General features: G+C 61.2%; 10 protein-coding genes. 8 read left to right on the top strand and 2 right to left on the bottom strand.

Going from position 1 to position 12,088, the window contains the following annotated elements; genetic code table 11:
* Positions 1-69: 69 nt before the first annotated feature.
* The gene (locus FNZ07_RS17435) at positions 70-1,287 is read right to left on the bottom strand and encodes an ROK family transcriptional regulator (protein WP_091010382.1); all 1,218 of its coding nucleotides are present in this window, start codon (positions 1,285-1,287) and stop codon (positions 70-72) included.
* Between the two features lie 186 nt (positions 1,288-1,473).
* Here FNZ07_RS17435 and FNZ07_RS17430 point away from each other — a divergent pair, with 186 nt between their 5' ends.
* The 8 genes from FNZ07_RS17430 (at position 1,474) to FNZ07_RS17395 (ending at position 11,187) form a co-directional block, all read left to right on the top strand.
* Positions 1,474-3,084, top strand: coding sequence for a ribulokinase (locus FNZ07_RS17430; protein ID WP_091010380.1), 1,611 nt, complete (start codon positions 1,474-1,476; stop codon positions 3,082-3,084).
* A 111-nt stretch (positions 3,085-3,195) separates the two neighbouring features.
* Entirely contained in the window at positions 3,196-4,206 is a 1,011-nt protein-coding gene (locus FNZ07_RS17425) for a substrate-binding domain-containing protein (protein ID WP_091010378.1), read from the top strand.
* A gap of 1 nt (position 4,207) precedes the next feature.
* Positions 4,208-5,230 (top strand): ABC transporter permease, encoded by a 1,023-nt coding sequence (locus tag FNZ07_RS17420; RefSeq protein ID WP_211367959.1) that lies wholly within the window; start codon positions 4,208-4,210, stop codon positions 5,228-5,230.
* A gap of 44 nt (positions 5,231-5,274) precedes the next feature.
* Positions 5,275-6,048: an ATP-binding cassette domain-containing protein gene (locus tag FNZ07_RS17415; RefSeq protein ID WP_372342561.1), complete on the top strand. Its 774-nt coding sequence runs from the start codon at positions 5,275-5,277 to the stop codon at positions 6,046-6,048.
* Between the two features lie 20 nt (positions 6,049-6,068).
* A complete protein-coding gene (locus tag FNZ07_RS17410) occupies positions 6,069-6,836 on the top strand; it encodes an SDR family NAD(P)-dependent oxidoreductase (RefSeq protein WP_091010374.1) in 768 nt (255 codons plus the stop codon).
* Positions 6,837-6,874: 38 nt separating this feature from the next.
* Positions 6,875-7,510 carry a 2OG-Fe(II) oxygenase gene (locus FNZ07_RS17405; protein WP_091010371.1) on the top strand — a complete coding sequence of 212 codons (636 nt, stop codon included), beginning with the start codon at positions 6,875-6,877 and terminating at the stop codon, positions 7,508-7,510.
* A 163-nt stretch (positions 7,511-7,673) separates the two neighbouring features.
* On the top strand, positions 7,674-9,620 hold the full coding sequence (locus tag FNZ07_RS17400; RefSeq protein ID WP_091010369.1) for an SMP-30/gluconolactonase/LRE family protein: 1,947 nt from the start codon (positions 7,674-7,676) through the stop codon (positions 9,618-9,620).
* Between the two features lie 139 nt (positions 9,621-9,759).
* Complete coding sequence (locus FNZ07_RS17395) at positions 9,760-11,187, top strand: methyl-accepting chemotaxis protein (protein WP_091010366.1); 1,428 nt, start codon at positions 9,760-9,762, stop codon at positions 11,185-11,187.
* A gap of 45 nt (positions 11,188-11,232) precedes the next feature.
* Here the strand turns inward: FNZ07_RS17395 and FNZ07_RS17390 are convergent, their stop codons facing one another.
* Complete coding sequence (locus tag FNZ07_RS17390; RefSeq protein ID WP_091010364.1) at positions 11,233-12,078, bottom strand: MBL fold metallo-hydrolase; 846 nt, start codon at positions 12,076-12,078, stop codon at positions 11,233-11,235.
* Between the last annotated feature and the right edge of the window lie 10 nt (positions 12,079-12,088).

The following is a 12,088-nucleotide window of genomic DNA, read 5'->3' as shown; positions in this document are numbered from 1 at the left end:
CGCGGTGAACGCGCATCGGGTTGACACACCCGCAGCGGCATCGAGACTTTGCAACAAACTACCCGGCAATCAGCGCCCCTGCGCATGATAAGCACCCAGCCGCTCGATCAACCCGCCCACGTTCACATGGCTGAACACATCTTCTAGCGCGAGAAACGCCGCGCCGAAAAGCACGCTGTCCTTAGGCGGATCAGCCAGAACGATCTGCAGTTCGCGCGTGGCAAGCGGCAGGCATCGCTGGTAGACAAGTTCGCGAATACCTGAGAGCAGCACTTCCCCGCCCCGGGCGAGCGTGCCGCCCACCACGATCAAGCTCGGATTCAGAATACTGACCACGTCGGCAGCAACCTCACCGATGACGCGTCCTGCACCGCGAAGCAACATCAGCGCTTCGGGCTGCTGCGTTTCGACCAGCGAGATGACATCGCGCGCATTCTCCGCCTTGAAGCCTTGACTGGACAGATGCCGGGCAATCGCCCAGCCACCCGCGCGCGCTTCGACACAACCAAGCTTGCCGCAGCGGCACAAAGGCGCGTCGTCGGAATTGAACTGTATGTGGCCGATATCGCCGGCCGCACCCTGAGCGCCGCGAAAAATCTTGCCACCCGTCACGATACCGCTGCCTATGCCGGTACCGGCCTTGATGAAAAACATGTCTTCCACGTGCGGGAAGTTCTGGCGATGTTCGTAGATCGTCATCAGGTTCACGTCGTTTTCGACGTAGATCGGCGCGTCGAAGCGCTCGCGCAGCCAGCCGATGATGTCGAATTCGTCCCACAGATGCAGCACCGACGGCCCGACGATACGACCGCGTTTGAAATCGACCGGCGTGGGCAGGCTAAGGCTGATACCGAACAGCATCCCGTGGGTGGCACGAACCTTCTTCGCCAGTTTGTCGAACTCGCGGGCGATCTGCTCGAGCGTACTGGCCGGCCCATCCGAAGCACGAAACGGTACCGTGCTCTGCGCGATCACCGCGGGTTCGAGATCCATCGCGGCGAGATGAATATAGGTCTCGCCGATATTGGCGACCAGCAGGAAACCCGCCCGTTCGTTGATGCGTAACACGCGCGTCGGCCGCCCGCCGCTCGGGATGGTTTGCGCGGCTTCTCGCACCACGCCGGAGTCGATCAGGGCATTCAACCGAAGCGTGACGGTCACCCGCGACAATCCCGATGCATCGAGCAGCGCGGGACGCGACGTTGCCGCCCCGGTTGCGATCAACGAGAGAATTTCGCCGCTGTTCTCGAGCGCGGGACGCTCCGCCACGCTATTCACCTTCGACATTTCTTCCACGCTCCGAATTGGGTCACCTGCCCGGCCTAGGCCGCCTCCATAAGACCGGGGTATGTTTTGAACATTAATATACAAAACATATTTGACTTACGCCTAATTTATTGCTTAACTTGCCGTCAACAACACGATGCGGCGCGCCGCCATCATCGCAAATCTTGCGGCACGGAGACAAAGAGCATGACCGAGACTTATATCGTCGGACTCGACTACGGCACGAGCTCAGCCCGCGGCGTATTGCTCGACGCGGCGACCGGCGAGCAGATCGGCAGCCATATGCACGCCTACCGGCACGATGTCATGACGCGGAGCTTGCCCGACGGTACGCCGTTGCCCAGAGCCTGGGCCCTGCAGAACGCCGCGGATTATCTCGAGGCGGCGCAGGAAATCCTCAGCAAACTCGGGCGCGGTCGCAACATCGCGTCGATCGGGCTCGGCTTCTCCGCCAGTTCGCCCATGCCCGCGAGGCAAGATGGCACCGCCCTTTCCGAGCTGTATCCCGGCGAGCCTCACGCCTACGTGAAGCTATGGAAACACCACGCCGCACAACCGTACGCCGACGAGATCAACCGTCGCGGCGGGTCTTTTCTGCGCAATTTCGGCGGCAAGCTCTCCGGTGAATGGCTGCTGCCGAAGGCCGCCCAGATCGCCGACGAAGCACCGCACATCTGGGATGCCACAGATCGGTTCATCGAGTCGGGCGACTGGCTCGTCTGGCAGTTGACCGGCACGGAAGCGCGCAGCCTCGGCTTTGCTGCCTACAAGGCTCAATACTCCGCCATGGATGGCTATCCGCACGGGATCGTGCCTGGTCTGACGGACAAACTGGCGGAGCCGCATCGTATCGGCAGCGCGGCCGGCAGCCTGTCCGAAGGCTGGCGCCAGCTCACCGGGATCAGCGGCAACGCCGTCGTGGCGGTCGCGGTCATCGATTCTCATGTGGTCCTGCCGGCGGCCGGCGCGGTCTCGAATGGCTGCCTCGTCGGCGCACTCGGCACTTCAGCCGCCTATCTCCTGCTGAACGAGCGGTTCCAGCCGTTGCCACCCGGTATCGAAGGTGTCGCCAAAGACGGTTCGATTCGCGATCTCTGGTGTTACGAAGCGGGCCAGGCGGGTTTCGGCGATACGCTCGGCTGGTTCGTCAATGCGTTTCCGCGCGGCGCCGATTCAGCGGAGAGCTTTCGTCACTACAACCGCGAGGCCGCTCAGCTCGAACCGGGCGCGAATCATCTCGTGGCGCTCGACTGGTGGAACGGCAATCGCGTGCCGCTGGCGGATTCGAGTTTGAGCGGCCTGCTGGTCGGCCTCACGACAAATACGACCGCCGTCGATATCTATCGCGCACTGATCGAGTCATTGTGTTTCGGCGCGCGCGCGATCGTGGATCTCTTCGAAAGTGGCGGACTCGCGATCAATCGCGTCGTCCTCACGAGCGGACTCGCGCAGAACAATCCGTTTCTGGTCCAGACCATGGCCGACGTACTGGGGCGCGAAGTGGAAGTGCCGGACATTGCGCACGCAACGGCCGTCGGCGCGGCTATCCATGGAGCCGTTGCAGCCGGACTCGTCGCCGGTTTCGTGGCGGGCAGCGCGAAGTTTGGCGCGCAACGCTTCGAGCGATTCCAGCCCAACCCGAATTTCGCGGTGATCCATGCCGAACAGTACGGCCAATACCGCGAACTGAGCGCCGACGAAACGATCCTTCATTCGATGCGGGTCTTGAACGGCCTGAAAGACTCGTTGAGCGATCCAGCCTGCGAACACCTGGCCTTGAGCGGCCAGGAGCACTGATGTCGACACGCATACCGAAAGCAAGCGAAGCACCGATCGTCATTCACGAGCATTAAAGAAACAACCTAACGAGACAGACCCGAACCGTACAAGGTCGAACAGGAGGCGAACATGGAGTTGCATCGTAAAACCACACACAGGCCGCGTTATTTGCGTGCCCGCGCGGCGCTCACACTGCTGAGCCTGCTGATATCCGCTTCGTGGCACGTCGCTCATGCAGCCGACGCCCAGCCCACGATCGGAATCGTCGAGTTGCAGTTGTCCAATCCGTTCTTCGACAAGCTGGAAAAATCGGCGGTCGAAACCGCAACGAAACACGGCTGGAAAGTCATGACCGCCGAGGCAACGGTGGCCGGCGACTCGTCCACGCAGATCGCGGCGATCGAAAACATGATCAATCGCGGCGTGAAAGGCATTACGCTCGATAACGCCAATGCCTACGCGCTGGTTCCGATTGTCAGGAAAGCACGCGCCGCCGGCATCGTGGTCGTCACCGTGAACAGCTCCCTGAACCCCATGACCGCTGCAGACGCGTCGTTCGAAACGGACAACGTCACCGCCGGCAAACTGATCGGCCAGTGGGCCAAGGCCCGGATCGGCACGACTGCGCCTCACGTTGCCATGCTCGACTACGATCTCGCGGACCGAACCGCGAATGCACGCCACGTCGGTTTCCTGCAGGGCTTCGGCATTGCCGACGGTTCGCCGCAGATCGCCGGCACCGCGCTGACGTTGGGCAATGTCGAGACCGGTCAGGTGACGATGGAAAATCTTCTCTCCGCGCATCCGGACATCAATATTCTCTACACGATCAATGAGCCGACTGCGCAGGGCGCATCGCTCGCCATCAAGAAAGCGAAGCGCGACATCATCGTGACGTCGATCGATGGAAGCTGCTCGGGTGTACGCAGCGTGGCGAGCGGTCAGATCGGCGCCACGGTGATGCAGTTCCCGTCGAAGATGGGTCAACTGGCCGTCGAATCGATTATCCAGGCGGCCGGCGGAGGAAAGAAGCCGACTGGCTTCAACAATACGGGCACCGTGCTGATCACCGACCATCCCGTGCCGGGTCTCGATTCAAAAGATTCGAAATGGGGTCTCGCCAATTGCTGGGGAGGATGAGATGAACTCGAACCGTCATTCGAGTGGCGACCTTCCAGTGATCAACGAGCCCAGCGATCGCCGTAACGGGATGCGCGACGTCATGCGTACCCTGCTCGCGCAACCGATGTCGGGGCCGCTGTTCGCGCTGGTCGTCATCACATTCGTGTTCTCGGTGACGACCTCGACTTTTCTCAACGTCGGCAACATCTCGCTGCTGTTTCAGCAGTCGGTGGTGGTCGGCACGATTGCGCTGGGCCAGACGCTGATCGTGCTAGTTGCCGGTATCGACCTCGCGTGCGGAGCAATTCTGGTGCTCGGCACCGTCCTCATCGGGAGCCTCGCGGGGCACGGCGACATGGCGGCGATTGCGGCCGGTCTGGTCGTGTGTCTCGCGGCAGCGTCGCTCAACGGGCTCGTCATCACGCGTTTCAAGTTGCCGCCGTTTATCGTCACGCTTGGAACGCTGACCATTCTTGCGGCCGCCTCGCGTCTCTATACGCACTCGCAAAGCTATCCGGTCTCGTCCGATTTTCTGACCATTCTGGGTAGCGGATTCACAAGCGGCGTCGTGACCTTCACTTACGGCAGCCTGCTCTGGATCGTTCTGACGCTGGTGCTCAGCTATGTGATGAACCAGACAGCCTGGGGCGTGCGCGTGTATGCGATCGGCAATTCGTCGAGCGCTGCGAGGCTGAACGGTATCCACGTCGGGCGTATTACGTTCAGCGTGTATGCACTTGCGGGGCTGTTCTATTTCTTTGCTGCGTGGCAGGCGTTGGGCCGCACGCCCATTGCCGATCCAAGCGCTTATCAGACGGCCAATCTGGATGCCATTACCGCGGTTGTGATCGGCGGCACGAGCCTGTTCGGCGGGCGTGGCGGCGTAGCAGGAACGTTCGTCGGCGCGCTGATCGTGACGGTGCTGAAGAACGGCCTCACCCAGGCCGGCATCGACTCGCTGTATCAGCAGATCGCCACGGGCATTCTTGTGATCCTCGCGGTCGGCGTCGATCACTACCTGAGCAGGAGGAAACAATCGTGAATCCGCAAAGCTCAACGGTTCAGCTGGTCCTCCAGGCGAAAGGATTGACCAAACGATACGGCCACGTCGTCGCCATGGACAGCGCCGACTTCGAACTCGCACAAGGCGAAATCCTCGCGGTTGTAGGCGACAACGGCGCGGGCAAATCGAGCCTTATCCGTGCGCTCACCGGAGCGGTAAGTCCCGACAGCGGCGAGGTATTCATCGATGGCGAAGCGGTCCGGTTTCGCAGCCCGCTCGACGCGCGACTGGCAGGGATCGAAACCGTCTATCAGGAACTCGCGGTCGCGACCGAACTCGACATTACGCAAAACCTGTTTCTAGGCCGCGAGTTGCGCAAGCCCGGTGTACTCGGGACTCTCTTTCGCCAGCTCGACAAGGCAGGCATGCGCAAACAGGCCGCCGAGCACATGAAGAACCTCGGTATCCGCGTGCAGTCGATCCGGCAGAAAGTCGAGACGCTCTCAGGCGGACAACGGCAAGCCATCGCGGTTGCGCGGGCCGCAGCGTGGGGAAGAAAAGTTGTCATTCTCGACGAGCCGACAGCCGCGCTCGGCGTCAAGGAAACGCGACAGGTACTCGACCTGATCCTGAAGGTGCGCAGCCACGGGCTGTCGATCGTTCTGATCAGCCACAGCATGCCAAACGTGTTCGAGATCGCCGATCGCATTCACATCCACCGGCTGGGCCGGCGCGCCACCATCGTGGAGCCGAAGTCCACGTCGATGAGCGAAGTCGTCGCGGTCATGACGGGCGCACTCGATCCCACTGCCGTCAAGCCGGCCGTCTATTCCACACCATCGCTTGCAACGCTTTAATCGGAGAAGGAAAACATCGTATGTCCATACTGGATCGTTTCTCGATGCGCGGGAAAGTCTCCATCGTTACCGGCGGCAATCGGGGCATTGGCCGGGCAATTGCACAGGGGCTGGCCGAGGCCGGCTCTGCGATTGCGATCGCTGCCAGAGACGAGGAACAGAGCGCGATCGCCATCGGCGAGCTGCAAAAGCTGGGCGTGGAAGCGATCAGCGTCAAGGCGGATGTTTCGAATCGCGAAGAACTGGAAGCGATGGTCAATACGGTGACCCGTACCCTCGGACCCATCGACGTCCTCGTCAACAACGCAGGCATCGGCTTCCACGCTAACGCATTGACGTTGGAAGACGACGAATGGCAACGGCTTTTCTCGATCAATCTCGACGGTGTCTGGAAAGCCAGCCAGATCGTCGGACGACAGATGGTCAAGAACGGACGCGGCTCGATCATCAACATCGGCTCGATCTCGGGGCTCATCGTCAACCGGCCGCAATGGCACTCGCCCTATGGCATCGCCAAGGCCGCGGTCCACCATCTGACGCGTTCGCTCGCGGCCGAGTGGGCGCAATCGGGTGTGCGCGTCAATGCCATCGCGCCGGGCTATGTGAAGACCGAGATTGCCAGCACCGAGTACGAGGATTACCGGCACTACTGGCGCGACGAAGTACCGATGCAACGCTATGCGACGCCCGAAGAAATCGCACCGGTTGCGCTGATGCTTGCGAGCGACGCATCGTCGTTCATGACGGGCTCGGTTCTTGTTGTCGATGGGGGTTATACGCTCTGGTAATACAATGGCTCACTAACGGACGTTCGAAGGAACAGGTAGTGAACCGCACACACTCGTCGGCGCATTCCGATGCGCCTCGCGACGAAGGGCATCGACAGATCCTGGATACCCTTCAAGAACATGGCTGGTCGGAACAGGACAATTTTCTTCCCCATGATTTGACGCTCGCGCTCGCGCAGGAATGTGCCGGGCTTGCGGCGTCCGGGGCGCTCGCATTGGCGCGGGTCAGCCAGGGTGCGGCGCGTGCGCTTCAGCCCGAGATACGCGGCGACCGGATTCGCTGGCTGGACGCGGGACAATCCGCAGCCTGCGATCAATATCTTGCGATCATGGAAACGCTGCGTACGGCGTTGAATCGCAGGTTCTTCCTCGGACTCGAAGAATACGAAAGCCATTTCGCGTTCTACGCACCGGGCGATTCCTATCGACAACATCGCGATCAGTTTCGCCACGACGACAGCCGCATCGTGTCGGTTGTCGTCTATCTGAATGCCGACTGGCTGCCTCACCACGGCGGCGAATTGCGACTGCATCCGGAAGGCTCGAGCATGCGGGACATCTTGCCGGTCGGTAGCCGGATCGCGGTATTTCTGTCCGCCGATATGCTGCATGAGGTATTGCCCGCGACACGCGATCGCCTGTCGCTCACCGGATGGTTTAAACGCCGCACTTAATGTTCAGGAAATCATCCTCGTCCTGTAACGTGTCGACGGTACGCTAGACGCGATACAGAATGTGCCGGACGGTTTCGAGGGCGATTTCACCGATCACGGATTTCAGGAAACCTGGCTGGCCGACTATTCACGTGAATGATCAACATTCAGGAGAGGATGAGTCATGGTCGCAAGAAAACGCATTCATGCTGTGCTTCTCGCCACGTTTCTCGCCGCGGCATTCGCCACGATTGCGCCGGCCTCTCAGGCCGGAAACACCATCGGCTGGCTCGCGAACACCTACGGCACGCTGGCCGCTCAGGTGGGCAACACCGCACGTTCCATGTGGGTCGCGCCCGAGGGCGTTATCTATACGGCATCGATGTGGGACGAATACGAGGGCGGTGTCGCCATCTATCAGAACGGCCGCAGCGCCGGCTCGATCGGTATTCACGGCGAGTTCCAGGGCAGCGCGATTACCGGCAATGCCACATCGATTTTCGCGGCGCTCCAGTTCAGCACGGTGTACGGAAGCGGCGCTGTAGGGCGCTACAACCGCACGACAAAAGCGCGCGATGTTCTGATACACGTCAGCGCGACGACCAATCAGCAGAAGGTCGACACCATCACCGGACTCGCCACGGCGGGCACGCTCCTCTATGCGAGCGACTTCTATGGCAATCGTGTCCGCGTCTACACCACCGACGGTGTCTGGCAGCGCGACATCAACATCTCGGGCCCGGGCGCGCTCGCTGTGGATGGCACAGGCAACCTCTGGGTCGCACAGAAGAGCGAGGGTGCGATCGTCGGGTTCAGTCCTACCGGCGCCCTGCTGAACACCATCCGGATGTCGACCAGATCGCGGCCGTCGGCGCTCTATTTCGATGCGTCATCGAAGCAGCTCATGATCGGAGACGAAGGCCCCGACATGAACATCAAGCGCTACACGCTCGCGGGCACGCCGACGCTGGCCGGTACCTTCGGCGTTCAGGGCGGCTATCTCGACACCACGACAGGAATCAAAGGCCAGGTCGGTGCGAAGCGTTTCACGCGTGTCGCTGGCATCGGCAAGGACACTGCGGGCAACCTCTATGTGCTCAACAACCCGTGGGGCGGCGGCTGGGATCTCGCCCGCGACGGCGGCACCGACATTCATGCGTATAACAGCGCCGGCAACCTGCGCTGGACGCTTCAGGCCCTGAACTTCGAGGGCATCGCGACCCCAGACCCGGCCACGGACAGCACGCTGTTCTATGGCGGCACCAACATCTACAACGGCAGCGGCAGCGCCGGGGGCACCTTCGTCGCCAACACCGTCGATCCGTTCACCTACCCGACGGACCCGCGCATCGCCACCAACGGCGACCGGGATGAGCACTTCAGTCAACTTGCCGCTGTCGGCGGCAACCGGATCCTCGTGGTGTCCGGCCAGAACCCCGAGACGTTCTACTTCTTCCACTTCAACGCGGCGAATGGCGACATCGCCATTCCGGACGCCGTGCTTCCCAGTCCGGCGTTCAACGCGACCACATGGGTCAGACATGGATTCTGTCTGGATAGCAAAGGCGGTATATGGGTCGGTCTGGACAAGACCGGTTACATCGACCACTACCCGCTGACCGGCTTCGACGCCAGCGGCAAGCCGACATGGGGACCCGCAATCCGCTACGCCATTCCGAAGACCATCCAGCAGTTGACGCGCATCGTCTACCTCGCGGACAGCGACACGATGATTCTCGGCCAGGGCGTAACGGGAAGTACGGACTGGACCGCGATCGGCACGCGGATCGAGGTGTATCACGGCTGGAGCGCGGGCAACACCACGACGCCCAACCCGGTGATCACCCTTCCCCATGCCAACGCCAAGGCGATTGACGCAGCCGGCAACTATCTCTTCGTCGGCTACTGGTTCAGCAGTGGCGATGCCCTGTCGAACATCGACGCCATCAATCTCGCGACCGGCAAGCTCGACACGACGCTGACCAACCCCAGCCCCAGCACCGTAGACGCCAGCAGCGCCATCGATTCGATGTACGGCGTCAGGGCGTATCTACGAACGACCGGGGAATACGTGGTCACCAAGAACAACGTCAAGGGCGACAGCGTCACGGTTTATCGCTGGACGCCCTAACTCAAGAAATCCGCGCTGCCTGCCGTTATGCAGGCGTACTTCGTGGACAAGGGCCCCACGTCGGCAAGGTATTGCCCCACGGATGCGGAGAAGGCACATCCGCACCAACCCTATAAAAACGACTATCTGAGAGACCTCCATGAAACAGCCGGAAGAGTTGTTGCATACGGTTTATGTGAAGGCCGACAGGCTCATGATTATTGTCGTCTGGAGCCTGTTCGCGATTTCCTGCCTGCTGGCGATACGCGACTACAACCTGCGCGCCGTCCTGTCGATCGGATTACCTGTCGCCGCCGTTGCGTCGGGGCTGGTTTACTGGCGGCCAGGCACACTCGTCACACGCCTCTTTCTCGCTGCGAGTCTGATGACGTTCGCCGCGCTGCAGATTCATCAGGCACACGGTCTGACCGAATTGCATTTTGGCGTTTTCGTGCTGATGTCGTTCCTGCTGGCCTATCGGGACTGGCGGCCAATCCTCTGCGCCGCCGCTGTCATCGCGGTGCATCACTTCACGTTCAATTATCTGCAGCTGGCGGGACTGGACGTCTATTGCTTCACCGAACCCGCCTGGTCGATCGTGCTGTTGCATGCAGCGTACGTCGTGGTCCAGGCCGGCTTGCTGATCTTCATCGCGTTGCATATGAAAGCCGATGCGCAAACGGGCCGCGAACTCGCCGTGCTCGGCGAAAACCTTGCGCGGCAAACCGGTCGATTCGACCTGCGTCTTCCGCCCATGGAGCTCGCGGGAAGCAGCAGCCGCACGTTCAAGAACACGCTCCACGCGATCCACGATGCGATGCGGGAAATCACCCGGACGATCGATCAGATGGCGGCATCGTCGGACAACATCGCTGCCGAAAACCACATCCTGTCGCAGGAATTCACCACCCAGGCCGAAACGCTCAATGCGACCAACACGGCGATGGAGCAAATCGCACAACGGGTCAGGGAAAGCGCGGAGCATGCCGCATCGGCAAACAGCCTCGCGCGGCAAACGTCGAGCGCGGCGAAGCAAAGCGAACAGGTGGTCAGCGAGGTCGTTGACAAGATGGGCGAGATCGATCAGGCCGTGCACCGGATGGGCGATATGACCGCGATGATCGAGAGCATTGCGTTTCAGACGAACCTGCTCGCGCTTAACGCGTCGGTCGAGGCGGCCCGCGCGGGTAACCAGGGACGCGGCTTCTCGGTGGTGGCCGAAGAAGTTCGCACGCTCGCCCATCGGAGCGCGAGCGCCGCGCGCGAGATAAAAAGTTTGATCGTCGATTCGCTGCAACGGGTCGAGCACGGCTCGACGCTCGCGATACGCGCCGGCACGGCGATGCGCGACGTGGTGGGCGATGTGGAAGACGTCGCGAGGTTGATCGACCAGATCAGTACGTCGAGCGATGCCCAGAGTCACGATGTCGACCGGCTCAGCAAGGGCATGGGAACGATGGACACGATGCTCGGGCGCGATGTCGAACACGTGAAGGGAGTTGCGTCGGCGTCGGCGGGCTTGCGCGAGGAAGCGCGAACGTTGCGCAGGGCAATGTCGATTTTCCTCGTCGAGCAGGAAGTGAGCTAGACCTGTGGGTGGTCTACGCGCGCTGTGCGGTCTCATGCTTAGGCTTCATGCTTCGGTCTCGTAGTGCAGACCGTAGCCCCCGCTCGTTCGCCTGATTCGCGCGAAGCCCAGTTCGCCCAGATGCATGCCTGCGACTAGTAGCCCCTCCGCACTGACCAGATCCAGAAGCTGCGATCGCGTGGCGGCTGCCAGCGAAGCATCCTGATCGAACGCAATCGATACGTCTGGCCGCTCGATCTGGATGTGAGGAAAGTGAACGATATCTCCCCAGACAAGCAGGCTCTGATCGCGGGATTCGAGAAGATATCCGGTGTGTCCATCGGTGTGGCCCGGTAGCGGCAGCGCACGGATGCCGGGAAGCACGTCACCTTCATCGAAAGTGCGAAGCCTGTCGCGGTAGCCGTCGAACACCCGACGCGCGATCAGGAAGTTACCGCGCGCCCGCTCGCTGGCACGCGCCAGATTTCCGTCGTCCTGCCAGAACGCTAGCTCGCGCTGATGAACAACCAGCTCCGCATTCGGAAACGCGATGTGTCCGGCTGTGTCGACGAGTCCTCCAACATGATCAGGATGCGCGTGTGTGAGCAGGATCGTATCGATTCCGGACGGTTCGACACCCGCCAGCGATAAATTGCTTCTCAGCCGGCCGCCCCATTGCTTGATGCCACCCGCTCCACTGTCGATGAGCACTGTGTGCCCCGCTCCGCGTACGACGTAGCAGTTGATATGCACAGCGGAAGGCTCCTTCTGTCCTGCATCGCTTTGTATTCTCGCGGCCTCTTGTGGATCGATGTTCGAAAGAAAGTCGAGGCTAGCGGTGAGGTAGCCGTCGCTGATTGCCGTGACTGTGAAATCCCCGGTTCGCTGATCTGGAAAGACAACGTTGGACACTATGCTTCTC

The sequence above is a fragment of the Paraburkholderia megapolitana genome (assembly GCF_007556815.1).
Lineage (GTDB): Bacteria > Pseudomonadota > Gammaproteobacteria > Burkholderiales > Burkholderiaceae > Paraburkholderia > Paraburkholderia megapolitana.
The sequence above is the reverse complement of the archived record's forward strand: the minus strand, read 5'-3'. Positions and strand labels throughout refer to the sequence as shown.